Genomic DNA, 24,792 nt, shown 5'->3' with positions numbered 1-24,792 from the left:
TCATCAACCAAAGGAATCCATCCCCCACCCCGATAGGGTGGTAGGACGGGGTTGTGCTTCATGCACTGGCTTTTAACACACTGTTGAGTTCTCAAGAAACGGACGCGTACACCATCACCCAGACCCGGCCAACCAGCCGGGTAGAACTCCGGGGCGTTCCAGTTCGTATTCACTATCTTATCGAGAGCGTCGTTTTCGTGTCAAACTGTCGGACTCTCCGACGCTCGACTCGATCCCGTCGAACCCGCTAGGATTGCGACGCCCCGTTTCCAGGGCAACCCCTCTAACTTACTCCAACATCCGGCCGCTGTCCAATCGTCCGGACGCGTCCCGATGAAGGGAGAAGATCAGAAGGAGGGTCCCGAGGCTCCGGTGATCTCCACCAACCCCCTCGGGCCTGTGAACTCTATGTACGGCGCCGAGGTCCGTCAAATCGAAGCACCCCCTGCCATGACGTGTTTCTCACCCACTGGGTAGGGGTCCGCTATGACGGACCAAAGAGTGTTGCCCAGGGCGCTCGTCGTGCTCCTCTGTGCCGCGGGGGCCGTGGTCACCCTGGCAGGAGTCAGGGAGATCGGGTCGATCGTCGGGCCGGTGCTTCTCGCCCTCGTCCTGGTCCTGGCGGTCTCCCCGGTCAGAACATGGCTTCGCAAGCGCGGTGCCCCCGGGTGGACGCTGGTGGCGGTCCCTCTCACGATCGTGCTGCTGGTGCTCCTGGGCATGGTGGCGATCCTGACCGTCGCGGTCGCGCAGATGGCGGCACTCGCCCCCACCTACGACGCGCAGTTCAACCAGCTCGTCGCCGAGGCGCAGCGGCAGGCGGCCAGGCTCGGCATCGGCACCCAGCAGATGAACGAGGCGATCAACTCCTTCGACCCCGGCAAGATCTTCGCGCTCGCGCAGGGATTTGTCTCGGGACTGCTGGGCGCGTTCTCCGGCCTGGTCCTCGTCATCGTCCTGCTGCTGGCCATGTGCCTGGACGCGCAGTCCTTCTCCAGGGTCCTCGCCATGGGGGCGGCGCGCAGGCCCCTGCTCATCGAGGCGCTCGGCAACTTCGCCCACAAGACCCGCCGTTACCTCCTGGTCTCGACGGGGTTCGGGCTGATCTGCTCGGCGCTGGACGTGGCCGCGCTCTGGGTGCTCGGCGTACCGCTCCCCCTCCTCTGGGGGGTGCTCGCGCTGATCACGAACTACATCCCCAACGTCGGCTTCGTCCTGGGGCTGATCCCGCCCGCCCTGCTCGGCCTCCTGGAGGGCGGGCCCAAGACCATGCTCTTCGTGATCGCGGCCTACATACTCATCAATTTCGTCGTGCAGTCGCTGATCCAGCCGAAGTTCCTCGGTGACGCCGTCGGCCTGTCCACCACCGTGACCTTCCTCTCTCTCATCCTGTGGACGTTCCTTCTCGGCCCGCTGGGCGCGTTGCTCGCCATCCCGCTCAGCCTGCTGACCCGCGCGCTGCTCATCGACAGCGATCCCGACGGCGGCTGGGCCGCCGCCCTCGTCTCCGGGGACGTTCCCGACGACGGGCACCCCGAGACGGAGAGGAAAACGGCCGGAGCCCGGGGCAGGACCTCGTCGCCCGTACCCTGAGGTCATGTATCGCGAGTGGGCACCGGGCCCCCGCATCGCCGGGCGGGTGGCCTGCCTGTGGGTCAACGAGTCGACCTCCGCCACGACGCAGCTGGTCGTGCCCGACGGCTGTGTGGATCTGGTCTGGGGCCCGAGGGGGGCACAGGTCGCGGGGCCCGACACGGGCCCGAAACCCGTCCGGATGGCGCCGGGTGACCGCTACGTCGGGATCCGGTTCAGGCCCGGCGCGGCGGGCGAGCTGTTCGGCGTGCCGCTCGACAGCCTGCGCGATCTGCGGGTGCCGCTGTCCGACCTCGAACCCCTCGCGGAACTGTCCGGCCTGGAACCGCTCACCGCGCTGCTCCCGCCGGAGCCGCCCACCGGGACGGCCGGGGTCCGGCCGCCGGGGCCGCTCTCCGAGACCGTACAGCGGGCTCTGGCCGTACGGCTGCGCGCGGCGCCCGGACCCGACCCGGCCGCGCCCGCGATCGCCGAAGCACTGCGGGCGGGGCGGAGCGTGAGGGAGGTGGCCTGGGATCTGGGGGTCGGCGAGCGGCAGCTCCTGCGCCGGTCCCTGCGGGCCTTCGGGTACGGCCCGAAGACGCTGCAGCGGGTGGTCAGGTTCCAGCGGGCACTGCGGCTGGCCAGGCGCGGCGTCACGGCGGCCGAGGTCGCCGCGCTCAGCGGGTACGCCGACCAGGCCCACATGGCGAACGAGGTACGGCGGCTGGCGGGGGTGCCCCTGGGCCGGCTGCTCGATCGGTCCGGCGGCGGGACCGCCTGACCGGCTCCGCGCGGGCCACCGCACCCGAACTCCAGGTAGGGGCCGAGCGGTCCCTCCGGCCGGGGATCAGGTGGTCTCCAGCGCGACCGCTCCGCCGCTCACCCGGCTTCGGCCGTCCGGGGAGGCGATCGAGACCCTCAGCGTGCTGGGCCGTCCCATGTCCACCCCCTGGATGACCGTGAACTCCGAGGAACCGGTGCCGAGGACCCTCAGGTAGCCGCCGAAAGCGGCGGCGGCGGCCCCGGTGGCGGGGTCCTCCACGACGCCCCCGACCGGGAACGGGTCGCGGGCGTGGAACCGCTCGTCACTCTCCCGCCAGAACAGGTTCACCGTCGTCCAGCCCTCGCGGGTCATCACCGCCTTCAGCCCCTCGTAGTCGTAGTCGAGGTCGGCCAGGCGTTCGCGCGAGGCGGCGGCGATCATGAGGTGCTCGACGCCGCCGAACGCGACGTGCGGAGGGAAGGCCGGATCGAGCTCGTCACGGGACCAGCCGAGGGCGGCGAGGGCCTCCCGCAGCGCGTCCTCCGCGACGGGCCGGGAACGCGTGGGAACGCTGGTAATCGTGGCGCTGAGCGTGTCGTCGACGACCTCGGTGTCGACGACGATCTCGCCCGCGTTGGTGTCGAAGGCCAGACGCCCGGTTCCGAGGCGTTCGGCCAGCGCCACCGAGGTGGCGATCGTGGCGTGCCCGCAGAACGCCACCTCCGTCGAGGGGGCGAAATACCGGACCCGGAAGGCGCGCCGCTCGTCGTCGCGGGCGGTCACGAAAGCCGTCTCGGAGTAGCCGACCTCGGCGGCGACGGCCAGCATCTCCGCGTCGGAGAGCCCGGCCGCGTCGAGGACGATCCCGGCGGGGTTTCCTCCCTCGGGATCGTGGGTGAAGGCGGTGTAGCGCAGGATTTCCACGGTGCTCGTCACAGAACCGGAATGTAGCAGCAGCTCCCGGGCCCCGCCGGTACCCCGTTACGCGGCGGTGACGGGTCGGGCGGGCCCGGGAGCGGGCACGTTCCGGTGAAAGCGAATGCGAGGAAGGACTCGGGGGTTCAGGCGGACGCGGGGACGGGCGCCGAGGGCGGCTGCTCCTCGGAGGGCGCGGCGGGCGGGCGGGAGACCCGGCGTCCCCAGGGCATGGCGAGCGCCAGGATCGGCAGCAGCACGACGGAGGCCTGCGACCAGTAGACGTGGAGACTTCGCCAGGTGGCGGAGTCGAACTGGGTCATGTAGAGGTAGCCGTACCCCGCCCAGAGGGAGACGCCGATGATCGCGGGCCACGCGAAGCGGGTGGGACGGGCGATCAGGAACGGCATGAACCACAGGAGATACTGCGCGCCGAGCCTGGGGGTGGTGACCATGAAGGCGAGCAGCAGCGCCGTGGTGAGGTCGATCGGGTCGGCGCGCCGCCACAGGAAGGCCGTCACCAGCATGGTGACGTAGATCAGGCGGGTGCCGAACGTGGCGAATCCCTGGTGCAGGTCGTTGATGCCGTGCATGCCGATGGCGGTCCAGCCCCACTGGCCGACGATCGGGCGGACGTCCTGGATCACCCGGATCACCTCGGGGATCTGGCTCAGCGAGGTCCCGGCGAAGATCGGCAGGGTGACCAGGAAGAAGACCGGCGCGATGCCGGTGGCCACGAACGCCACGGCGCGGGCGCGGAAGGTGGGCAGCAGCAGGAGCATGCCGGGGATGAGCCAGATCGGCCAGCTCTTGGCGCACAGCGCCAGTCCCATCAGCAGTCCCGCGAACAGGGCCCGGCGCAGGGACTGCCGGTCGCCCTCGCGCGGGGTGAGCGCCCCGCGCAGCACCCCCTCGGGACCGAAGGCGTGCCGTACGGCACCGGCGAGGCCGTGCAGGGCGACGCTCTGCCGTGCCAGCGCGACCGGGTTGGTGGTCATGCCCGGCCGGTGGGGGTCGCCGGGACCTCGGGCGACGACGAAGGCGGCGACGCCGAAGACCAGGGCGACCGGCTCGACCTGGCCGTGGACGGAGGCGACGAGGATGGCGAGCGGGTTGCAGGCGTACTGGAAGGCGCGCAGCGACGCCTTGGGCCCCCCGGCGAGCTTGCCGACCAGCGGGATCAGCGCGATGTCCGCGACCACGGTGACCAGGCGCCCGCCGATCTCCCAGGGGATGCCCAGCCAGAGCAGGAGGCCGTAGACGTAGGGGATGGTCGGCAGGAAGTGCCAGCCTCCCGAACTGCCCAGGACGGGGTCCTCGCGATTCAGGACCGCCTCACCGGCGGGCTTGAAGCTGTTGATGAAGTCGACCGGTTGCCAGGTGTCCACCGCCGAGGTGGTCATGATGAGCACCCGGAAGGCGATTCCGACCCCCAGCACGACCAGCAGTGAGGGTCTCCAGCCCTTCCACTGCGCGACCAGGGCGAGCACGACACCGAGAACGAGGACGAACCCCGTGAGAATTGCGTAGTCCATGACGGCCCCTAGCCTGCCGGACCTGGCGACCAACCAGCCACCCGGATCTCCAAACCGAGACCACTCTGCCAGTTTTCCCGGCTTTCGGGATCCGGGCCGTCACGACGGGTGGCCGTCTCGGGAGGCGGGCGCGCGTGCCCGGAAAACCCATGGACACGGGGCGCGCGTGTCCTGGAGACCCATGGACGCGGGAAGGGGGAACCTCGCCGCCGGAAGTCCGTCTCCCCCGGCGGCGAGGGGCTTTCAGCCCAGGCCGTCGAGATAGGCCCGGTGGTTGCGGGAGAACTCGAAGGCGTTGTACCTGTCCCAGTTGATCGACCAGGTCATCAGGCCGCGGAGGTTCGGGTAGACGCCTCTCGGCCGGTACGTCCCGCAGTTGGTCCCCTTGGCCAGGCAGTCGAAGGCCTTCTGGACCTCGGCGACCGTGGTGAAACCGTTACCCGCGAACGGGGCGGCGGGCAGGCCGATCGCGACCTGGTCCTGGCGCAGGGCGGGGAAGACGTTGTTCGGGTTGCCCGCGATGGGGAAGCCCGCGAGCAGCATGTCGGTCATGGCGACGTGGAAGTCGTGGCCGCCCATGGTGTGGTACTGGTTGTCCAGCCCCATGATCGGTCCGGAGTTGTAGTCCTGGACGTGCAGCAGGGTGAGGTCGTTGCGCATCGCGTGGATGACGGGGAGGTACGAGGCGGCCCGCCGGTCGGTGGAGCCGTTGGGGCCGGGGCCGTAGAACTGGTAGCCCAGCTGGACGAAGAACGTCTCGGGGGCCATCGTCAGCACGAACCTGGCGCCGTACCTGGCCTTGAGGGTCTTGAGCGCGGAGATCAGGTTGACGATGACCGGGGTGGTGGGGGCGGACAGGTTGGTGTCGCCGTTGTCGAGATAGAGGGAGTGGCCCTCGAAGTCGATGTCCAGCCCGTCGAGGCCGTACTTGTCGATGATGGCGCCGACCGACTGGACGAACTTGTCGCGCGCGGCGACGGTGCTCAGCTGGACCTGGCCGTTCTGGCCGCCGATCGAGATCAGCACCTTCTTGCCGAGCGCCTGCTTGGCCCGGATCCCGGCGATGAACTCGGCCTCGGACTCGACGTTGGGGCACTCGGCGACCGGGCACTGGGTGAAGCGGATGTCTCCGGAGGTCACCGAGGTGGGCTCGCCGAACGACAGGTTGATCACGTTCCACTCGTTGGGCACGTCCGCCATCCGGATGTAGCCGGAGCCGTTGGCGAAGGAGGCGTGCAGGTAACCGACCAGCACCCGCTTCGGGAGGTTGCCCGGGGGTGGCGTGCCGGTGACGGTCGCGGAGACCGCGCCGGACCGCGCCGACTCGCCCGCGGCGTTGGCGGCGCTCACCTGGTAGCTGTGCGTCCCCGCCCCGGGAGTGTCGGTGTAGGTGGTTCCGGCAGGCGTGCCGATCCTGGTGCCGTTGCGGTAGACGTTGTAGCCGGTCGCGCCCGAGGAGGCGTTCCACCTCAGCGAGACGCTCGTGCCGCTGACGGTGGCGGCCAGCCCCGACGGCACGGCCGGGATCGGCGGCTGGCCGGTGCCGACCGTCACCGAGACCGCGCCCGACCGCGCCGACTCGCCCGAGGCGTTGGTCGCGCTCACCTGGTACGAGTGGGTGCCCGTGCCGGGGGTCTCGGAGAAGGTGGTCCCGGTGGCGGTGCCGACCCTGGTGCCGTTGCGGTAGACGTTGTAACCGGTCGCGCCCGAGGAGGCGCTCCAGCTCAGCGAGGCGGTGGTGGCGTTGCCGGTGCCGGTGAGCCCGGTGGGCGCCGCGGGGGGCTGCCCCTGCCCCGGCGCTCCGTCGAGGACGACGTCGTCGGCCTGGTAGACGCCCTGGCCGTACCAGCCGTTGACGTAGATGGTCACCGAGGTGGTCGAGGCGCCGGTGGTGAACGAGGTCGACAGCTGGGCGTAGGACGACGGCGAGGACGTCCACGTGCTGGGGTCGGTCCCGCCGGTGCCGGTCGCGCCGAGGAAGACGTAGCCTCCTCTGACCCAGGCCGACAGGGTGTAGGCCGAAGACGGCCTGACGCTCACCGTCTGCTGGCAGCGGGCGGTGTCGTTCCCGGCCGGGGTGGCCTGCAGGGCCCTGGTGCCTCCGTGTACGGGCGAGGACACCGCCGTGGCCCCGGAGGACGCCGTGCAGGTCCAGCCGGTCAGTCCGCTCTCGAAGCCGGGGTTGGCCGCGATGTTGGCGGCGTGGGCGGGCGACGCGGCGAGCATCGTCCCGCCGAGCGCCAGTACGGCGATCGCCGCGAGTTTCCTGAACCTCATCCGGTGAACCCCTTGAAGATGGTGGTGAACTCCCAGGCCGACTGGGAGATGCCGCTGCAGGTCGGTGAGACCTGGCCGGTCGGGCAGCCGCCGTTGTCGCGGGCGCTGGACCAGAAGCCGACGAAGCCGACGTGGTTGGTGTTGGCCCAGGCGAGCAGCTTGCGGGCGTCGGCCTGGGTGGTGGTCATCCCGGTGTCGTTCCTGCCGATCATCGGGGTGAGGCCCAGCAGTTTCCTGAGCTGGGCGTCGGTCTTGGCGGGCCAGACGGTCCGCATCTGGGCGAGGGTCGCCTGCGCGGCGGCGATCATGGCGTCGCCCCAGTTGCCGGTGTAGCCGAAGTTCATCAGCATCGGGTTGACGATGACGTTGAGGCCCCTGGCGGCGGCGTCCTGGAGGATCGACAGCGAGAAGGGGTCGACGCCGTAGTCCTGGCCCTGGATGCGCAGGGTGTAGCTGATCACGGTGCCGCGCTCGGTCTGGAGCTGCTTGAGGGCGGTGTTGACCTTGGCCGCGTCGATGGTCGCCTCGACGTCGACGTCGAGGTGGTTGGTGCCGACCGTGTCGAGGACCTTCTTGTAGGCGGTGACCAGCGCGGCGGAGGTGCCGCAGACGTGCTCCAGGTACGGTCCCATCGCGCCGCCGGTCGCCACGATGACCTGGCCGCCCTGGGCCTGGAGCGCCCTGACGTCGTTCACGATCCGGGAGTCGTTGATCGGGATGGTGCCGCCCCAGGCCGGGTTGCAGCCGCTGCTGTCGCCGAGGGCGAAGGCGAGGGTGTAGTTCCTCACCCCGGTCGCCGCCGCCGCGCTCACCAGGGAGGGCGTGGGCATCGTGATGTCGATGTAGGGGGCGTACCGGATCTCGCCGCCGGGGGGCGGGCCGGTGTCGCGGCTCGTACGGCCGCTCACGGAGGCGGTGTAGGCGGAGCAGTTGCCCGCGGCGTCGCAGGCCCGGACGCGGAAGCCGTAGGCGGTGTCGGGGTTCAGCCCGGTCGCGGTGTGGCCGGTGCCGGAGCCCGTGGCGACCGGCGCGCCGTTGTCGCGGGAGACCTCGTATCGGGCCACGCTTCCGGAGTTGTCGGTGGAGGCCGACCAGCCGAGGGTGAGCGAGGTGGCGGTCGGGCCGCCCACGGTGAGGTTGCCCGGTACGGTCGGCGGGGTCGTGTCGCCGGGAACACCGGTGCCGGGCGGGCCGTCGAGGACGACGTCGTCGGCCTGGTAGGCGCCCTGGCCGTACCAGCCGCTGGTGTAGATCGTCACGGTGGTGGTCGAGGCGCCGGTCGTGAAGGCGCGCGTCAGCTGGGTGTAGGCCGACGGGGACGAGGCCCACGTGCTGGTGTCGGTGGTGCCGGTGCCGCTCACCCCCAGGAAGACGTAGCCGCCGCGCACCCAGGCCGACAGCGAGTAGGACGAGGACGGCCTGACGCTCACCGTCTGCTGGCAGCGGGCCTGGTCCGAGCCCTGGGGCGTGGCCTGCAGGGCCCTGGTCCCGCCGTGTACGGGCGAGGAGACGGTCGTGGCGCCCGAGGAGGCGGAGCAGGTCCACCCGCTCAGCCCGTTCTCGAAGCCCGGGTTCGTCGCGATGTTGGCCGCGTGGGCCGGGGTCGCGGCCAGCGTCGTCCCGCCGAGCGCCAGCACGGCGGCCGCGGCAAGTTTCCTGAGGTGCATCCGGTGTACCCCGCAAAGATCTTAGGAGGGTCGTGGGGCACGGCCCGCACCCCGGGCGGGGTGCGGGTCACGCCTTTTTGTGCTGGTTCGTGCTGTTCAGGCCCGCTTGGGTCAGAAGCCGGCGGTGACGCGGGTGAAGTCCCAGTCGCTCTGGGCGATTCCGCTGCAGGTGGAGGTCACGCCGCCCCCCGGGCAGGGCCGGTCGCGGTTGACCGCCCAGTAGGCGAAGCGGGTCAGGCCCCTGGCCTTGGCCCAGTCGCGGATCTGGGTCCAGGCCGCCACCGTGGTGAGCTCCTGCTGGTCGGACAGGCCGTTCATGCCGGAGATGCCCATCCGGGCGTACGCCTGCGCGTCGGTCCAGCCGTTCGCGGCCTTGAGCGCGTTCTTCAGGCCCTCGGAGGCGTTGACGGTGTCGTTGTAGATGTTGGAGCTGCCGAAGTCGAACGGCATGATCGTGTAGTTGTCGATCGGCACGGCCAGCGCCTTGGCCTGGTTGATCAGGCGGATGCCGGGAGCCGTCGGCCCGGTGGTCGAGGTGCCGAAGGTGACGGCGATCTTGACGTTCGGGTTGTTCTGCTTGACGATCTTCAGGCCGTTGAGGATGCGGTCCTGGACGGTGTAGTTCTCGAACTCGTCGGTGTTCTCGATGTCGAAGTCGACGACCGCGGGGCCGACGGCGTTGATGACCTGCTGCACGGCTCCGGCGAAGGCGGCCGGGGTGGAGCAGTTCGGGCCGAGCTTGTTGCCGGACCAGCCGCCGAAGGAGATCTGCACGCTGCCGCCCGCGGCCTTGATCTGGTTGATCGCGGTCTGGTCGGCGCCGCCGGTCAGCGGCCGGTTGCCGTCCCAGGCGGGGTTGCAGCCGCCGCTGGACAGGATGAACGCCATGGTGAAGGACTTCACGCCGGTGGCGTTCATCACGGCCGCGGGGTTGGGCGGGCTGCCCCAGCCCATGTAGAGGTACGGGGCTCCGGGCATCTTGCCGCCCGGCTGCGGGTTGGTGCAGCCGGTGGTGGTGGCGCTCACCGCGCCGCTGGCGGCCGACTCACCCTGGGCGTTGTACGCCTTCACGGTGTAGGTGTGCGAGGTGCAGGTGCCCAGCGAACCGATGGTCGCGCTCGTGCCGGTCACCTGAGCCCGCTGCGTGGCCCCCTCATAGACCCGGTAACCGGTGACCGTGCCGCCGGAGGCCCCCCACGACAGGGAGATCGAGGAGTTGTTCGTCCCGGTGACCGAGGGGGTGCCGGGTGCGCCCGGCGTACCCGGGGTGCTTCCGCCGCCGCAGGCCGCGCCGTTGAGCGTGCAGTTGGACGGGGTCGCGCTGCCCGGACTGCCGTTGAAACCGAAACTCGCGGTCGCCCCAGGGGCCAGGGTCCCGTTCCAGCCGACATTGGTGAAGGTGAAACGCTGCCCGCTCCGGCTCATCGACGCGTCCCAGAAGGACCCGATGTTCGCCCCCGAGGGCAGGTCGAAGGCCACCGACCAGCCGTTGATGGTCGTCGTACCACCATTGGTGATCGTGTACTTACCCTCGAAACCACTGCCCCAGTTGGAGACCTTGGTGAACACCGCGGTGGGGGGCGCCGCGAACGCGGGGGTCGCGACCGTTGACAGGCCGACTGACATGCCGAGCGCGGCCAGGACCGCGGTCAGCGTTCGTCGAAATCTCATGGCTCTTCCTCGGTTGGGGGGTGCGAGGTGGGGGGCGAGGTTCGGGGCTCGGGGTCCGGGGCCTGCCCGGCCGGGTCGTGGGTGACGCGGTGCCGGGCAGGTCCGGGGGTCGGGAGGCGGCGGGGGCTAGGGCAGGGTCGCGAGGTGCGGCTTGACGGTCCTGGAGAAGTTCCAGTTGTTGCTGGCGTCCCAGTTGATGGACCAGGTCATCGCGCCACGGATCCCGGGATAGGCGCGCGGCGGCACGAAGCTGCCGCAGTTGGTCCTGGTGGCCAGGCAGGTCAGGGCCTGGTTCACCAGGGCGGGGGCGACGATCCCGCCGCCCGCCGCGCCGGGTCCGGCGGGCAGGCCGAGCGCCACCTGGTCGGGACGCAGGCCGTTCTCCAGCTGGATGCAGGCCAGCGCGGTCATGAAGTTGACCGAGCCCTGCGAGTAGGCGGCGTTCTGGTCGCAGCCGAGCATGGAGCCGGAGTTGTAGAACTGGGTGTGGACGACGGTGAGGATGTCCTTGATGGCCAGCGCCAGCTTGAAGTACTCGCCGCCGGTGGACTGCATGTCGATGGTCTGCGGCGCCATCGTGATGATCAGGTTCGCTCCCGCCTTGGCGCGCAGCGAGCGGAGCGCCTGGCCCATGTAGGTGGAGTTGAGCCCGTTCTCCAGGTCGATGTCGACGCCGTCGAAGCCGTAGCTCTGCATCAGGGCGTAGACGGTGTCGGCGAACTTGGTCGCGGCGGCGGCGCTGGCCACCTGCACGCGGCCCGCCTCGCCGCCGACCGAGAGGATGACCTTCTTGCCCCGGGAGTGGAGGGTCTGCACGTCGGCCCTGAACTGGGCGTCGGTGTAGCCGCCGAGGGAGGCGGACAGGCCCGGGTCCACGGCGAAGACGACCTCACCGGGGGTGGCGGTGGCCTCGCCGAAGGAGACCGCGACCAGGTCGTACTCGTTGGGCACCGCCGACAGCCGCAGCTCGACGGCCGGGTTGTCGAAGTTGTGCCAGTAGCCGGTGAGGAAGTGCTTGGGCAGCTGACCACCGCTGGTGCAGCCGTTCGTGGTGGCGGTGGCCGGGTCGCTCCTCGGGCCCTCGCCCGCGGAGTTGTACGCCGCCACCGTGTAGGTGCGCGTCTCACACACTCCCAGCCCCGACACCGTCGTGCTCGTCCCGGTCACGGTCGCCCTCACCGTCGAGCCCTCGTACACCCGGTAGCCCGTCACCGTCCCCGACGACGCGCCCCACGACAGCGCCACACTGTTCGCGCCGCCCGTCGCGGACACCGTGCCCGGCTTGCCGGGGGCGCCGCCGGTGCAGCCGGTGGTGGTGGCGCTCACCGCGCCGCTGGCGGCCGACTCACCCTGGGCGTTGTACGCCTTCACGGTGTAGGTGTGCGAGGTGCAGGTGCCCAGCGAACCGATGGTCGCGCTCGTGCCGGTGACCTGGGCCCGCTGCGTGCTGCCCTCGTAGACCCGGTAACCGGTGACCGTGCCGCCGGAGGCCCCCCACGACAGGGAGATCGAGGAGTTGGTCGTCCCGGTGACGGTCGGATTCCCCGGTGTCCCCGGGGTGGTGGGAGTGGTGCCGCCGCCGCAGGCCGCGCCGTTGAGCGTGCAGTTGGACGGGGTCGCGCTACCCGGACTGCCGTTGAAACCGAAACTCGCGGTCGCACCCGGAGCCAGGGTGCCGTTCCAGCCGACGTTGGTGAAGGTGAAACGCTGCCCGCTCCGGCTCATCGACGCGTCCCAGAAGGACCCGATGTTCGCCCCCGACGGCAGGTCGAAGGCCACCGACCACCCGTTGATGGTCGTCGTACCACCATTGGTGATCGTGTACTTACCCTCGAAACCACTGCCCCAGTTGGAGACCTTGGTGAAGACCGCGGTGGGGGGCGCCGCGAAGGCGGGGGTCGCGACCATCATCGCCGTGACGAGGGCCGCCAGAGCGACGAGAGAACGAGCGATGGCGCGTAATTTCACGTTAACCTCATGCATTCCGTGGGGGGTGACCGTACGGCCCGCGCCACGCGGGGGGTGCGCGGGCGCGAACGTGGGCGCGAGCCGTACGGCGGGGTGGGCACGGTCTCGCCAGGGGCGGAACCGTTCCGTTGATCGGCGCGGGACTCCGGGACCGCCGGGTTCAGCGAGTCGTCACCGGGTCTCCGGCGCCCGTGCCTCCGTCACGCCAGGCTCGGGACGGGCGACGGCGGCGCCGACGGCGAGCGCGGCGGGCACCGCGACGGCGGGGACGGCCGTGGCGCCGGAGACGGCGGGGACGGCGGTGGTGCCGGGCGTGGGCAGGCCGCGGTGAGGGCTTGCAGCCGCAGTCAGGACGAGTAAGGAAAAGGTGCGCCGCATGATCGCTCCCATGGACGTGGAACCTGGGGGGTGAGGCGTCCGGACGGTCGGACCTTCAGCAGCGACGGCCGCCGCCGTCGAGTTTTCGCAGCTGACAATCGATCGGAGGGGACGCACGGGCCACGGGCACCCCCAGTCGGCATTTCTTTTAGGAAAGTTTCCTAAGAGTTGTCGCGATCGTAGCCTTGACAGACTTCTGCCACAAGGCCCAAAAACGTCGACCGGCGACGCCTCGTCCGGGCGCGCTCCACCGGCCGCCCCCGGACGCGCGGAGGAACGACCCTAGGCGTGCCAGATGGCCGCGAGCCGCCGGGTGGCCAGGCGGGCCGGGATCGCGCGCAGCAGAATGTCGCGCGCCCAGGCGGCGGCCCCGGTCTGGGAGGTCAGCCGCGACTGCCGCTCCGCGGCCCGCATCAGCCGGTTGGCGCGCGGGCGGCGCTGCGCGTCGTAGCGCGACAGCCGCTCGGCCACCTCGGCGGGCCCGGCCCCCGACAGGTGGCGGGCGAGCGCGGCGGCGTCCTCGAAGGCCTGGCTGGCGCCCTGCCCGAGGTCGGGCGTCATGGCGTGCGCGGCGTCGCCGAGCAGCGCGATCCCGCCGATCGCGAACGTCGGCAGCGGCTCGGCCAGGCAGGCGATGGGGTCGACGTGGATGTCGTCGGCCGCGGTGGCCGCCAGCAGCGCGGGGACGGCCGGGTGCCAGTCGGCCATCAGCGCCAGCATCCGCTCGCGCGCCTCCTCCGGTCCCGGGACGGGGTCCGGCAGCACGGAGTCGGTGAACCAGTAGAGCTCGTCCGCGCCGATGGGGAACAGCCCGAACATCGCTCCGGTGCGCCGGTCCAGCAGGATTCCTGCCAGCAGTTCCCGCACGTCCAGCCCCTCGGGGCGGGACAGGGTGCCGCGCAGGTCCATGCGGCCGATCCTGCGCGCCCCGCCGTGACCGGGGAACAGCTGCCCGCGCAGCCCGCTGCCGATCCCGTCGGCCACGATCACCGCGTCCGCCTCGTCGACGCGCTCGCCATCGCTGAACACCGCCACCCCGTCCACGCCGGGCTCCAGCCGCTCCACCGGTGTCGCGGTCCGCACCGCCTCGGCGGGCAGCGGGGCGCGCAGGGCGCGGTGCAGCTCCGCCCGGTCGGCCACGATCATCGACCCGACCTCGCGCTGTGCCCGTACGGCGTCGGTGACCAGCAGCGGCCGCCCGCGCCAGTCGCGCAACCCGGCGTCGCGGGCGGGGGTGGACCGCCCCCTCAGGTCGTAGCCGAGCTCCTCCAGCGCCCGGAGCCCGTTGGGCATGATCACCACACCGGTGCCCGCCTCGCGGAGCTCGGCGCCTCGCTCGTAGAGGGTCACCTGATGTCCCTGGCGGCGCAGGCCCACCGCGGCCGTCACCCCGCCCAGTCCGGCACCGACCACGACGACACGCATGACACCCCTCCATTCACTACGATCGTACTACTACGGTCATTGGTAGCATGGCGGGGTGCCGCCCACCAATCCAGCCCGCCGCCGGGCCCTGACGGACGCCGCCATCGATCTGCTGGCGGCCTCGGGGGTGCACGGGGTGACCCATCGCGCGGTGGAGAGAGAGGCGGGGCTGCCGACCGGTACGGCGTCCAACTACTTCCGCAGCCGCGAGGCGCTGCTGGTGGCCACCGCCGAACGGGTGGTCGAGCTCCACCTGGCCGACATGGACCGGGCGGCCGAACGGCGACCCGAGGGCGACGCCGACCTGGTGGAGATGCTGACCGAGTCGTTGCTCACGGCGGCGACCACGCTGCGCCACCGCTACCTCGCGATCTTCGAGCTGCAACTGGAGGCGGCGCGCCGCCCGGTGCTGGCCTCGGCGCTGGCGGGGCTGCAGGAGGTCGCGGTGCGTTTCACCGCCGGGCATCACGACCAGCTGGGGCTGAGGATCGCACGCGAGAGGGTCCCCGCGCTCATCGCGCTCTACGGCGGCGCCCTGTTCGCCCTGGTCAGCGCGCCTCCCGGCAGTGTCACCCGGCCCGCCGTCGAGGTCATCGTCGACACCATGGTGTACGGCTCGGCCGTGTCGGACGGCTAGGACCTGTTTTGTGGATCCTCGCCGTAACGAGGATCCACAAAACAGGTCCTAGCGCGGGGACGTGGCCGAGGTGACGTCGAGGGGCGGGGTCCGTCGCGCTTGATGGGCATGGTCCGTGACGACCGGGTGACCCGACCATGATGTTCGGAAAGCCCGAAAAGGTGATAAGTGCCGTTAAGCGGTACGGTAATTGCGCATCCGTAACGCCCCCTGGAGTAACGCCGTGTTCTTTGGCATCACCGACATCTGGACCTACGTGGCCGGTGCCTTCTTCATCATCCTGCTACCCGGCCCGAACTCGCTGTACGTGCTCAGCACCGCCGCCCAGCGCGGGGTGCGGCAGGGCTACCGGGGGGCGATGGGGGTCTTCGTCGGCGACACCCTCCTGATGGTGCTGGCGGCGGCGGGGGTCGCCTCCCTGCTGAGGTCGACGCCGATCCTGTTCAACGTCGTCAAGTACGCCGGTGCGGCCTACCTCGCGTGGATCGGGTTCCAGATGCTCCGGTCGGCCTGGCGCTCCAGGCGCTCTCCCGACGCCGGGGGCGAGGCCGCGGAGGCGACATCCGATCGGGAACGGGCCGCGGAGAGCCCCTTCCGCAAGGCCCTGATCGTCAGCCTGATGAATCCGAAGGCGATCCTGTTCTTCATCTCGTTCTTCATCCAGTTCGTGGACCCGGCCTACGGCACTCCCGCGCTGTCGTTCCTGATCCTGGGCGCGATCTGCCAGCTGTTCAGCGCGCTCTACCTGTCGGTGCTGATCTTCGGCGGCACGTTCCTGGCCGGCCAGTTCCGGTCTCGGCGCGGGCTGTCGGCCGGGCTGCGGACGGGCGTGGGCGCGCTGTTCATCGGCTTCGGGGCGAGGCTGGCCACCGCGACCCTCGGCTGACGCCGGTCACCTCTTGGCCGACGCCGGCCGACACGCCCCTCGGCTACGATGGCCACCGTGGACCGCGGTCACGCCGACCACCGGGACCTTCGACGGCGCCTCCCCCGGGCCCCGCCCGGCCCGGCTACCGCGAGCCCTGGTTGGCCTTGATCGCGACGCTGACCAGGGAGAGGAACAGCTCGGCGTCGGCCCGGCCCTCGATGGACATGGCCACCCACCCGGCGTCGGCGCCGGGGGTGACCCGGTGGCAGTCGGTGAGCACCCGCGCCCATCGGTCGATCACGGGTTTGGTGAGGAGCAACTCCGCGGTGTGGTCACCGGACATCCTGACGATCTCCCGGCCACCGGCCCGGAATCCCAGCCCTTTCCTGGTGCGCTTCAGCGCCAGGTCCGGCCAGCGGACGAGCTGGGCCGCCACATTCTCGACACCCTCGGTGGAACGGCGGGACGCGTGCGTGCGCAGCACTGCCATGTCTCTCATCGTCGCGGACCGGACCCGATCAGGAAAGCTCCCGTTTCTTAACCGTTACCGGCAAAGTGATCCTTTTCGTGAATCGTAATGATCCTCACCGTTCTCATTCGTTATTGCAGTGTCATTGAGTTGTTTTCACGGGAGCACGGGCCGGGGTCAGGTACGGTGAGTGGCCGGTGAACACCGGAAGCAACCCTCTCCAGCAACCCCCTGCGACGGCCTGACATGCCCGTGTCATGCCGGGGTAGGCGAGAACGCCCAGCGTCTGCCACCGCACCAGCCCGTGGAGCGTCATGAGCCACCAGCCCATCGTCCTCCCCCGCCTCGCCGCTCTCGCCAGGCAGGCGGCGCCCAAGCTGCTGGAGGGCGTCGTCGCCCCCCTCGCCGTCTTCTACGCCGCGCTGGCCCTCCTCGGTCTGAAGGGAGCGCTGGTCGCGGCGGTCACCTGGGTGTACGCGGGGGTGGGGTGGCGGCTGGTCCGGCGGATCCCGGTGCCCGGGACGATGATCCTCGCCGTCATCGCGATCACCGTGCGGGCGCTGCTGGGCTTCTGGACCGGGAGCGCGGTGATCTACTTCCTCCAGCCGGAGCTCGGGACGATCTGCATCAGCATGGTCTTCCTCGCCTCGGTGCGGCTCAACCGCCCGCTGGTGCAGAAGCTGACCCTCGACTACATCCACCTGCCCTCGGCGGTGCTGAGACACGAGCGGGTCCGCCGGTTCTTCGCCCGCATCACCCTGCTGTGGGCCTTCGTGCTGCTGGCCAACTCCGCGGTGAGCATCTGGCTCCTGCTGCACGAGTCGATCGGCACCTACCTGCTGGTCCGCACCGCCGCCGTGGCCGCGATCAGCGGCCTGGCGGTGGCCTTCTCGCTGTACGCCTTCCGCCGGATGCTGCGCCGCCTGCACTACGACCCCGTCACCACCCCGTCCGCCTAGGACGACCGCTCCCCCGTACGGGAAACCGCCGCGCGGTAGACGGACGAAGAAGGGGGCAGGAGGTCCTCATGGTCATAGCGCAACAACCGAAACGCTGGGCCGGGTTACCGGTGTTCGCCGTCGCGCTCGTGCTGGTGGCGGTGGTGGGGTCGCTGGCGGCCGTCGACGCCGGCGGCGAGTACCTGTCGCTGGAGCGACCGGCCTGGGCGCCGCCGCAGTGGCTGTTCGGCCCCGCCTGGACGGTCCTGTACGTCATGATCGCCCTGTCCGGCTGGCTCGCCTGGTCGGCGCGCGGCCTGACCCCGGCGCTCGGCGTCTACGCGGTCCAGCTGGTCCTCAACGCGGCCTGGACGCCGCTGTTCTTCGGTGCCGGGCAGTACGGCCTGGCGTTCGCGGAGATCGTCGTCCTCTGGCTCGCGATCGTGCTCACCATCGTCCTGTTCCGGCGGATCAGCCGCCCGGCCGCCTGGCTGCTGGTGCCCTATCTGCTCTGGGTGACGTACGCGGCCTCGCTGAACCTCGCCATCTGGCAGCTCAACTGAGTCGCGTCTCCCCTCTGGGGACTCCCCCCTGAGGAGGAGGGACCCCCCGACCGAAGAGGGGGGTGGCTCAAGCCGTTCGATCGATGTGACCGGCTCCGTCCGCTTCCTAGGGTCGACGGGACGGACCCCCGGTGATCTCAGGGGCGTGCTCTGAGAACACCGGGGGTCCTCCCCGATGTCCCGGGGCTCACCGGCCCGTCAGCCTGCTGCGTGAGACATCCGCGACCCCCCCGGCTGGAGCCCGACGTGACACAGGCCATCCTTGACGCCCTGCACGATGTGATGACATCTCCATGGATCTACCTGGCGCTCTTCGCGCTGGCGGTGCTCGACGGGTTCTTTCCCGTGGTCCCGGCGGAGACGTCCGTCATCACGGCCGGGGTGTTCGCCGCCGCCACCGGGGCGCCCGACCTGCTCCTGGTGATCGTGGTGGCCGCGCTGGGCGCGTTCGTGGGCGACCACATCTCGTACGCCATCGGCCGTACCACCAACGACCGGCTGCGCAACGGCAGGCGCAGCCGCAGGGCGTTCGCCTGGGCGGAGCGGGCGCTGGCCGAGCGGGGCGGGCTCGTCCTCGTGGTGGCCCGCTACATTCCCGGCGGCCGGACCACCTGCACCCTGACCATGGGCGCGGTCGCCTACCCCCGGCGCTCCTTCGCCCTCTTCGACGCCCTCGCCGCGGTGTCCTGGGCGGTCTACTCGGGGCTGATCGGCTACGTGGGCGGCGCGGCCTTCGAGAACGACCCCATCAAGGGGCTGCTGCTCGGGCTCGGTATCGCCCTGGGGGTCACCGCCGTGGTCGAGGTCGTCCGCTACCTCCGCCACCGCCGTACCCTCCCGGAGGTGGAGACGGAGCTGGTCACCTCCAGCGACTGACGGCGGGGCGACGGGCGGCGCGACGAGTTCATGACCGCCTCCAGATCAGGGTGTGCCACCGGCCGGCCTCGGCGGCGGCCAGGATCGGGCGGTCGCCGTCGGCGTTCAGCTCGCGGACCTGGACGGTGCCGACGAGGGCCGGGTTGAGCGCCACCTCGACGTCGTGGGCGACGCGACCGTCGCGGACCTCGTAGCGGCCCGCGTAGGCGAAGAACGACGTGAACGCCCCGGCCAGCGCCTCCGGGGGCGCCCGCCGTGGAGTGGGGCCCGGCAGCGGGGCGCGCCCGGCCCGCGCGATGGTCGCGCTCATGTGACCGTCGGGGGTGTAGCAGAGCGGGCCCACCGCGTCCGTGCCGAAGGGGTGCGAGACCCGTCCTTCCGCGCTGACGATCCGCCACTCGACCAGGCGCCAGGCACCCACGAGATCCATGCCCGCGAAGCTACGATAAGAAAAGCCAGCAGGTCAACAGCCCCGACGCGAATCTCGGGGATTTCCCCGCGAAGTCAGGGTGAACCCCTATGGCTCCGGCGCCTCCCCGCACGGGACGCTTCGACTGTTCACCGTAAGCCCCTTAACGGACGCCTCCACGAGGTGATCCGGTCATCTCGCCATGTCTTCATCTGCTTGGGAGGAGTGCGCATGACTGTGCTGGCGGCCGGCCTGGCGTTGCTGGGATCCCTGTTCTTCGCACTCGGTGCCGCGCTGCAGCAGTTCGAGGCGGCGAGTACACCCCGTGCCGGTCTCGGCCATCTGGTGAGGCGCCCCCGGTGGCTGCTCGGCGGTCTGTCCATCGCGGGCGGCACGGCCCTGCACATCGTCGCGCTGAGGTACGGCCCGCTCACCCTGGTGCAGCCGATGGGCGTGGCCAGCCTCCTGTTCGCCCTGCCCTGCGCCGCCGCCCTGCGACGCCGCAGACCTCGGCCCGGCGAGCTGGCCTCGGCGGCGGTGATCGCCATCGGGCTGATCGGCCTGGTGATGGTCGTGCCCGAGCACAGCGGGGAACCTCATCTCAGCACCGGGGAGGCGGTGACCCTGCTCGCGGGGGCGGCCACCGCCGCTCTGGTGCTGTGGCTCCTCTCCAGGCAGGTCTCACCGGCCGCGCGGGCCTGTCTGCTCGCCATGGGGGCGGGCGTGCTGTACGGCGCGACCGCCACGCTCACCCGGGTCCTGGTCGACGGCAACTGGGAGTTCTGGTTCCTGCTCGCCGTCCCGATGCCCGCCCTGCTCGCGCTGGTGCTGCTCCAGCGCGCCTACGCCGTCGGCCACTTCGGCGTGGCGTTCGCCGCCCTCCAGGTGGCCGATCCCCTCACCGCCGTCGCCTTCGGCGCCCTCCTGCTCGGCGAACCCCTGCCGACGGGCGCGGCGAGCACGCTCATCGCGCTGGCGGCGGCCGCTCTCACCGCCGCCGGAACCGTCGCACTGGCCCGTACCACCCCGATGTCCCCCTCACACGACGTGATAGCACGATGAACGGAGCACCGATGGCGATGTCAGCCACGCCGGCCACCACCCTGCGGACCCCCGTGCGGGGACCGGCCCTCCTCGCGACCCGGCCCCGCCGGGTGCTGATCGGGGCCGACACCTACCCGCCGGACGTGAACGGTGCCGCCTACTTCGCCCACCGGCTGGCCCAGGGCCTGGCCGAGCGGGGAAACGAGGTCCACGTGGTGTGCGCCTCGGACGAGGGGCCGGGCAGGACGGAGCACGTGGACGGGGTGACCGTGCACAGGCTGCGCTCGGCGCCGGTGCTGGTCCACCCCACCATGCGGGTCACGGTGCCGACCCGGCTGGACCGGCTGATCGACAGGATCGCCCCCGACGTGGTCCACGTGCAGGCGCACTTCGTCGTCGGCCGCGCGGCCATCTCCGCCTCCCGGCGCGCGGGCGTCCCCGTCGTGGCGACCAACCACTTCATGCCGGACAACCTCTTCCAGTTCGCGCGCGTCCCCGCCCGGCTCCGCGAGAGGGCGGGCGCGCTGGCCTGGAAGGACTTCAACCGCGTCTTCTCCAGGGCCGACCGCGTCACCACGCCCACCGAGATCGCGGCCGGGCTGCTCACCGGCAAGGGCTTCGGCCCGCCGGTGGAGCCCATCTCCTGCGGCATCGACCTGGCGAGGTTCCAGCCGCGCGCCGAACCGAAGGCGTGGGCCCGCAAGGCCTTCGGCCTGCCCGACCGGGACACGATCGTGTTCGTCGGCCGGCTGGACGAGGAGAAGCGGCTGGACGAGCTCATCCGCGCCCTACCGCACGTGCTCAACGGCACCGACGCGCAGATCGCGCTGGCGGGCACCGGCGGGCAGCGGGCCGCGCTCGCCAGGCTGGCCGACCGGATCGGGGTAGGGGACCGGGTGTTTTTCCTCGGGTTCGTCCCCGACGAGACGCTGCCCCAGGTGTACGCAGCCGGTGACGTCTTCGCCATGCCGGGCGTCGCGGAGCTGCAGAGCATCGCCACGCTGGAGGCCATGTCCAGCGGCCTGCCGGTCGTCGCCGCGGACGCGATGGCCCTGCCGCACCTGGTACGGCCCGGCGAGAACGGCCACCTCTTCCAGCCCGGCGACGTCCAGGAGCTGGCCCGGCACCTGGGCGCCCTGCTCACCTCTCCCCCGCTGCGCGCCACGATGGGCGCCGCGAGCCGCGCCATCGCGCTGACCCACGACCACCAGGCCTCGCTGACCAGGTTCGAGCGGATCTACCAGGAGGTGGCGCGATGAGGCCCGAGGCGATCCGCCGGGAGGTGGCGCGGTGAACTCCGAAACGATCCGCCTGAAGGTGGCGCGGTGAACGAGGGCCCGCCGTCGCGCTGGCCGGGCGTGGCCGGGCCGCTGCTCGCCCTGGCCGCGATGGGCTACGCGCACCTGGTCGCGGCGGACACGGTGAATCCGTTGAACGGCCTGATCAGCGACTACGCGCTGCGTGACGACAGCGTCTGGGCGATGGTGGGCGGCACGATCGCCCTGGCCATGGGCTGCCTCTGGGTCGCGTACCTGCTGGCCCGGGTGGAGCCGGTGCGCGGCGCGGCGGCGCGCGCGCTGTTCGTGGCCGCGGCGCTGGGACTCCTGCTCACCGCCGCGTTCCCCACCGACGCCGCGCCCGGCGTCGTCTCCATCGCCGGGGAGATCCACCGCTGGTCGGCGGCCGTGGTCTTCACCGCGCTGCCCTGCGCGGGGTGGATGCTCGGCCGCCGGTCGGGGAACGGGCCCCTGGCGGCGGTCTCCGTCCTGTCGGTGGTGTTCCTCGCCTGGTTCCTGGCCGCCCACCCGGGCTCGCCGACCTCGGGCCTGATCGACGGCGCCGACCACTACGGCCTGGTGGAACGGCTGCTGGTGCTCTCGGAGATCGCGCTGGTCCTCATGACCGCCCTCTGGACGGGCCACCGCGACGGCGTGGCCCATCGGCCGGGCGTGAGGGCGCGGGGCATGACGATCCCCGCCCAGCCCGGCCCGGACGACACCCGGCATCCTCGCCAGCCAATCGGTCTGGGCTGACGTCGAAGCGGCTCCCCTGAAACGCCCACGGGCCAGTAAATGAGACATGCGACACGTACCCGCTACGGTCTTACCTACGCTAACGTAGGTTACGGTTGCGTAGTCTTCGAGGGAGAAACCTGATGCGAGAGTTCAGTGAGACCGAACTGCTGCTCGAACTTGAGCCTGTCGTCGCGGGGGAGCTGGACCGGCACCACAAGATGGCCAAGGAGTGGTTCCCGCACGAGTACGTGCCCTGGTCGGAGGGGCGAAACTACGACGGCCTCTACGGCGGGGACGCCTGGGTCGAGACCGACACCAAGATCCCCGAGGAAGCCCGCATCTCCCTCATCGTCAACCTGCTGACCGAGGACAACCTCCCCAGCTACCACCACGAGATCGCCACGACCCTGGGCCGTGACGCGGCCTGGGGCACCTGGGTGCACCGCTGGACCGCCGAGGAGGGCCGCCACGGCACCGCCATCCGCGACTACCTGACGGTCACCCGCGCGGTCGACCCGGTCGAGCTGGAGCGGGCCCGGATGGTGCACATGGGCGAGGGCTTCACCAACTCCTACGAGGGCGTGCTCGCCTCGGTGGCGTACGTCTCCTTCCAGGAGCTGGCCACCCGCATCTCGCACCGCAACACCGGCAGGGCCTCCGAGGACCCGAACTGCGAGCGGCTGCTCGCCAGGATCGCCGCCGACGAGAACCTGCACATGCTCTTCTACCGCAACCTGCTCAACGCGGCCTTCAAGCTCGCCCCCGACCAGACCATGCGCGCCGTGACCGACGTCGTCACCACCTTCCAGATGCCGGGAACCGGCATCGAGGGCTTCACCCGCAAGGCCATGACCATCGCCCACGCCGGAATCTACGACCTGCGCCTGCACATCGACGACGTGCTGCAGCCGGTGCTCCGCCAGTGGGACGTGTTCAACATGAAGGACCTCGGCGCCGACGGTGAGAAGGCCCGCGAGGAGCTCTCCGACTTCCTCGCCAAGCTGGAGACCACCGCCTCCCGCTTCGTCGAGCGCCGCGAGGCCCGCCGCGCCCGCGAGGCCGCCGGGTCCTGACCCTCTTTCTCACGGGGACCGCTCGGAGCGGTCCCCGGGTGTTCGGGGCGGACGACCGTCGCCCGCGCACCCGAGCACCTCAGGTGACGGAGACCAGCTCACGGGCCGGGGAACGGGCTTCGACCGGGGTTGATACCGCTCTCGCGGCCGCCGAACGGTCATCGTGTGCGTCCATCTCGAACGCGCCGACGAGCCGCCCTGTGCCATGAACCTCTCTTCCCTCACATTCGAGGGGCGGTGGGTGTGCGAGGTCCGGGAATGACGACTGGCGGCCTCCTCACCCGGCAGAGCAGGCTGTGATCTTCGGCAGATCGAAAGGCAACCCTTCGGCAGATCGAAAGTCGGCGGGCCGTCATCGAGCGCGACCGGCGACGTCTTCCAGTCGGTCGGGGTCACCCGGGGGCGAGTCCCACGGGGAGCCGGTGCCGACGGCCGAGCGCAGCGACGGCCAGGTGAGGACCGCAAGGGCGGCGGCCAGGGCGGCGACGGCCACCATCGCCCCCGGCAGGCCGGTCGCCTCGGCCCAGCGCCCGACGTAGACCGGACCGGCCAGGAACCCCAGGTAGGCCACGGTGGTCACCACGGACGTCGCCCTTCCCCTCGCCGTCTCGCCCACGTGTGCCGCGACGACGCCCATCAGCATGGGGAAGAGCACCGCCGTACCGGCCGCGGCCAGGGCCAGTCCCAGCAGGACCACCGGGACGGTCGTCGCGACGGACACCAGCGCGGTCCCGGCGGCGGCCGTCACGGCACCGGAGACGAGCACGGTCACGGCGTGCCGGGAACCGACCGCACCGGCCGCGAAGCGGGTGAGGGCGACGACGGCGGCGAACACCGCCGGACCGGCCGAGGCGAGCGCGGGACCCGCGCCGGCCACGTCCGCCAGGTAGACCGCGCCCCAGCTCTGGTGGGCGTTCTCCACCGCGAAGGCCATCGCGCCCAGACCGCCGACCACGAGCAACGGGAACAGGCGCACGGCGTACCCCGGATACCCCCGCCGCCCACCGCCCCGGGCGGCCCCCGCCGCGACCGGAACGGTCTTCCCGGTGACAGGAGCGGCCCCCGCCGGGCACGGGACGGGTCCCTCGGCGACCGGGGTGGCCCTCACCGGATCCGGGACGGTCCCCTCGGTCGTCGAGGGGACCTTCGCCTCGTCCGGGGCGGTTCCGTCGGCTCCCTCGGTTCCCTCGGTGACCGGGGCGGCCCCCGCCGCGACCGGGGTGGTTCCATCGGTGGCCTGAGTGGCCAAGGCGGCTCGCCAGTCGGCCACCACGCTGAGTGCCGCGCCGACCGCCACCCCCGCGACCAGCAGGAACGGCACGACGACCGGCACCCCCAGGCCGCCGAGCAGCAGCCCGGTGGAAAGGCTGCCGATCACCACCATGGCGGAGAAGGTGCCGTGCGCGCGGGTGATGACCGGCCTGCCGGACGACCGCTCCGCCGAGGCCGCCGCCGAGTTGATCGCGACGTCGGCCGCGCCCGAGGAGGCGCCGAGCAGCGCCAGCCCCGCCGACAGGCTCCAGACGTCGCGTCCGGCCACGGCCACCAGCGTCCCCACCGCGCCGAGCGTCACCAGCAGGAGCGCGGCCACCCGCAGCCCCCAGCGGTCGACCGCCCTCCCGGTGACGAGCATCGCGGGCAGCGCCCCCGCCCCGATGAACAGCAGCGCCGTACCCAGCTGCCCGTCACTGAGTTCCGCCTGGGCGCGGATCGCGGGCACCGAGGC

Annotated in this window: 22 protein-coding genes; 11 read left to right on the top strand and 11 right to left on the bottom strand. The window is 71.3% G+C overall.

What is annotated here, in order from left to right:
- Positions 1-486: 486 nt before the first annotated feature.
- Entirely contained in the window at positions 487-1,593 is a 1,107-nt protein-coding gene (locus ABD817_RS19635) for an AI-2E family transporter (protein ID WP_344919438.1), read from the top strand.
- A 4-nt stretch (positions 1,594-1,597) separates the two neighbouring features.
- Positions 1,598-2,356: a DUF6597 domain-containing transcriptional factor gene (locus tag ABD817_RS19630; RefSeq protein WP_344919437.1), complete on the top strand. Its 759-nt coding sequence runs from the start codon at positions 1,598-1,600 to the stop codon at positions 2,354-2,356.
- A gap of 66 nt (positions 2,357-2,422) precedes the next feature.
- On the opposite strand, the gene ABD817_RS19625 is transcribed toward ABD817_RS19630, so the two are convergent.
- From ABD817_RS19625 to ABD817_RS19590, 8 genes are all read right to left on the bottom strand, one after another.
- Entirely contained in the window at positions 2,423-3,274 is an 852-nt protein-coding gene (locus ABD817_RS19625) for a PhzF family phenazine biosynthesis protein (RefSeq protein ID WP_344919436.1), read from the bottom strand.
- A 125-nt stretch (positions 3,275-3,399) separates the two neighbouring features.
- On the bottom strand, positions 3,400-4,788 hold the full coding sequence (locus ABD817_RS19620; protein WP_344919435.1) for a hypothetical protein: 1,389 nt from the start codon (positions 4,786-4,788) through the stop codon (positions 3,400-3,402).
- A 243-nt stretch (positions 4,789-5,031) separates the two neighbouring features.
- On the bottom strand, positions 5,032-7,065 hold the full coding sequence (locus ABD817_RS19615; RefSeq protein WP_344919434.1) for a carbohydrate binding domain-containing protein: 2,034 nt from the start codon (positions 7,063-7,065) through the stop codon (positions 5,032-5,034).
- Positions 7,062-8,732 (bottom strand): carbohydrate binding domain-containing protein, encoded by a 1,671-nt coding sequence (locus tag ABD817_RS19610; RefSeq protein WP_344919433.1) that lies wholly within the window; start codon positions 8,730-8,732, stop codon positions 7,062-7,064. Before ABD817_RS19610 ends, ABD817_RS19615 begins: the two co-directional genes overlap by 4 nt.
- Positions 8,733-8,843: 111 nt before the next feature.
- Positions 8,844-10,403: a cellulose binding domain-containing protein gene (locus tag ABD817_RS19605; protein ID WP_344919432.1), complete on the bottom strand. Its 1,560-nt coding sequence runs from the start codon at positions 10,401-10,403 to the stop codon at positions 8,844-8,846.
- Between the two features lie 126 nt (positions 10,404-10,529).
- On the bottom strand, positions 10,530-12,371 hold the full coding sequence (locus ABD817_RS19600) for a cellulose binding domain-containing protein (protein WP_344919431.1): 1,842 nt from the start codon (positions 12,369-12,371) through the stop codon (positions 10,530-10,532).
- 171 nt (positions 12,372-12,542) lie between these two features.
- The gene (locus ABD817_RS19595; protein WP_344919430.1) at positions 12,543-12,749 is read right to left on the bottom strand and encodes a hypothetical protein; all 207 of its coding nucleotides are present in this window, start codon (positions 12,747-12,749) and stop codon (positions 12,543-12,545) included.
- Positions 12,750-13,031: 282 nt separating this feature from the next.
- A complete protein-coding gene (locus ABD817_RS19590) occupies positions 13,032-14,174 on the bottom strand; it encodes an FAD-dependent monooxygenase (protein WP_344919429.1) in 1,143 nt (380 codons plus the stop codon).
- A gap of 55 nt (positions 14,175-14,229) precedes the next feature.
- Here ABD817_RS19590 and ABD817_RS19585 point away from each other — a divergent pair, with 55 nt between their 5' ends.
- Entirely contained in the window at positions 14,230-14,811 is a 582-nt protein-coding gene (locus ABD817_RS19585) for a TetR/AcrR family transcriptional regulator (RefSeq protein WP_344919428.1), read from the top strand.
- 223 nt (positions 14,812-15,034) lie between these two features.
- Positions 15,035-15,697 (top strand): leucine efflux protein LeuE, encoded by a 663-nt coding sequence (leuE, locus tag ABD817_RS19580; RefSeq protein ID WP_344919427.1) that lies wholly within the window; start codon positions 15,035-15,037, stop codon positions 15,695-15,697.
- Positions 15,698-15,821: 124 nt separating this feature from the next.
- On the opposite strand, the gene ABD817_RS19575 is transcribed toward leuE, so the two are convergent.
- Positions 15,822-16,169: a luciferase domain-containing protein gene (locus tag ABD817_RS19575; RefSeq protein ID WP_344919426.1), complete on the bottom strand. Its 348-nt coding sequence runs from the start codon at positions 16,167-16,169 to the stop codon at positions 15,822-15,824.
- Positions 16,170-16,462: 293 nt separating this feature from the next.
- Between ABD817_RS19575 and ABD817_RS19570 the strand changes: the two genes are divergently transcribed.
- The 3 genes from ABD817_RS19570 to ABD817_RS19560 all read left to right on the top strand — a co-directional run bounded on the left by ABD817_RS19570 (position 16,463) and on the right by ABD817_RS19560 (position 18,525).
- Entirely contained in the window at positions 16,463-17,107 is a 645-nt protein-coding gene (locus tag ABD817_RS19570; protein ID WP_344919425.1) for a VC0807 family protein, read from the top strand.
- 68 nt (positions 17,108-17,175) lie between these two features.
- Positions 17,176-17,649, top strand: a complete 474-nt coding sequence (locus tag ABD817_RS19565) for a TspO/MBR family protein (RefSeq protein ID WP_344919424.1) — start codon at positions 17,176-17,178, stop codon at positions 17,647-17,649.
- Between the two features lie 246 nt (positions 17,650-17,895).
- Positions 17,896-18,525, top strand: a complete 630-nt coding sequence (locus ABD817_RS19560; protein ID WP_344919423.1) for a DedA family protein — start codon at positions 17,896-17,898, stop codon at positions 18,523-18,525.
- A 28-nt stretch (positions 18,526-18,553) separates the two neighbouring features.
- Here the strand turns inward: ABD817_RS19560 and ABD817_RS19555 are convergent, their stop codons facing one another.
- On the bottom strand, positions 18,554-18,955 hold the full coding sequence (locus tag ABD817_RS19555) for a lipocalin-like domain-containing protein (RefSeq protein WP_344919422.1): 402 nt from the start codon (positions 18,953-18,955) through the stop codon (positions 18,554-18,556).
- Positions 18,956-19,165: 210 nt separating this feature from the next.
- Between ABD817_RS19555 and ABD817_RS19550 the strand changes: the two genes are divergently transcribed.
- The 4 genes from ABD817_RS19550 (at position 19,166) to ABD817_RS19535 (ending at position 23,066) form a co-directional block, all read left to right on the top strand.
- The gene (locus ABD817_RS19550; protein ID WP_344919421.1) at positions 19,166-19,996 is read left to right on the top strand and encodes a DMT family transporter; all 831 of its coding nucleotides are present in this window, start codon (positions 19,166-19,168) and stop codon (positions 19,994-19,996) included.
- 11 nt (positions 19,997-20,007) lie between these two features.
- On the top strand, positions 20,008-21,237 hold the full coding sequence (locus ABD817_RS19545) for a glycosyltransferase (RefSeq protein WP_344919420.1): 1,230 nt from the start codon (positions 20,008-20,010) through the stop codon (positions 21,235-21,237).
- Between the two features lie 66 nt (positions 21,238-21,303).
- Positions 21,304-22,011, top strand: a complete 708-nt coding sequence (locus ABD817_RS19540) for a DUF998 domain-containing protein (protein WP_344919418.1) — start codon at positions 21,304-21,306, stop codon at positions 22,009-22,011.
- 122 nt (positions 22,012-22,133) lie between these two features.
- Positions 22,134-23,066 (top strand): acyl-ACP desaturase, encoded by a 933-nt coding sequence (locus ABD817_RS19535; RefSeq protein WP_344919417.1) that lies wholly within the window; start codon positions 22,134-22,136, stop codon positions 23,064-23,066.
- A gap of 352 nt (positions 23,067-23,418) precedes the next feature.
- On the opposite strand, the gene ABD817_RS19530 is transcribed toward ABD817_RS19535, so the two are convergent.
- Positions 23,419-24,786, bottom strand: a complete 1,368-nt coding sequence (locus ABD817_RS19530; RefSeq protein ID WP_344919416.1) for an MFS transporter — start codon at positions 24,784-24,786, stop codon at positions 23,419-23,421.
- Between the last annotated feature and the right edge of the window lie 6 nt (positions 24,787-24,792).

The sequence above is a fragment of the Streptosporangium oxazolinicum genome (assembly GCF_039537505.1).
Classification (GTDB): Bacteria; Actinomycetota; Actinomycetes; order Streptosporangiales; family Streptosporangiaceae; genus Streptosporangium; species Streptosporangium oxazolinicum.
This window is presented reverse-complemented; position numbering and strand designations above follow the sequence as displayed.

What these genes read in the sequence shown, in the direction of transcription:
- ABD817_RS19635 (WP_344919438.1), top strand. Translation starts at nt 487, where the DNA reads ATGACGGACCAAAGAGTGTTGCCCAGGGCGCTCGTCGTGCTCCTCTGT.
- ABD817_RS19630 (WP_344919437.1), top strand. Translation starts at nt 1,598, where the DNA reads ATGTATCGCGAGTGGGCACCGGGCCCCCGCATCGCCGGGCGGGTGGCC.
- ABD817_RS19620 (WP_344919435.1), bottom strand. Translation starts at nt 4,788, where the DNA reads ATGGACTACGCAATTCTCACGGGGTTCGTCCTCGTTCTCGGTGTCGTG.
- ABD817_RS19615 (WP_344919434.1), bottom strand. Translation starts at nt 7,065, where the DNA reads ATGAGGTTCAGGAAACTCGCGGCGATCGCCGTACTGGCGCTCGGCGGG.
- ABD817_RS19610 (WP_344919433.1), bottom strand. Translation starts at nt 8,732, where the DNA reads ATGCACCTCAGGAAACTTGCCGCGGCCGCCGTGCTGGCGCTCGGCGGG.
- ABD817_RS19605 (WP_344919432.1), bottom strand. Translation starts at nt 10,403, where the DNA reads ATGAGATTTCGACGAACGCTGACCGCGGTCCTGGCCGCGCTCGGCATG.
- ABD817_RS19595 (WP_344919430.1), bottom strand. Translation starts at nt 12,749, where the DNA reads ATGCGGCGCACCTTTTCCTTACTCGTCCTGACTGCGGCTGCAAGCCCT.
- ABD817_RS19590 (WP_344919429.1), bottom strand. Translation starts at nt 14,174, where the DNA reads ATGCGTGTCGTCGTGGTCGGTGCCGGACTGGGCGGGGTGACGGCCGCG.
- ABD817_RS19575 (WP_344919426.1), bottom strand. Translation starts at nt 16,169, where the DNA reads ATGGCAGTGCTGCGCACGCACGCGTCCCGCCGTTCCACCGAGGGTGTC.
- ABD817_RS19570 (WP_344919425.1), top strand. Translation starts at nt 16,463, where the DNA reads ATGAGCCACCAGCCCATCGTCCTCCCCCGCCTCGCCGCTCTCGCCAGG.
- ABD817_RS19565 (WP_344919424.1), top strand. Translation starts at nt 17,176, where the DNA reads ATGGTCATAGCGCAACAACCGAAACGCTGGGCCGGGTTACCGGTGTTC.
- ABD817_RS19555 (WP_344919422.1), bottom strand. Translation starts at nt 18,955, where the DNA reads ATGGATCTCGTGGGTGCCTGGCGCCTGGTCGAGTGGCGGATCGTCAGC.
- ABD817_RS19550 (WP_344919421.1), top strand. Translation starts at nt 19,166, where the DNA reads ATGACTGTGCTGGCGGCCGGCCTGGCGTTGCTGGGATCCCTGTTCTTC.
- ABD817_RS19545 (WP_344919420.1), top strand. Translation starts at nt 20,008, where the DNA reads ATGGCGATGTCAGCCACGCCGGCCACCACCCTGCGGACCCCCGTGCGG.
- ABD817_RS19535 (WP_344919417.1), top strand. Translation starts at nt 22,134, where the DNA reads ATGCGAGAGTTCAGTGAGACCGAACTGCTGCTCGAACTTGAGCCTGTC.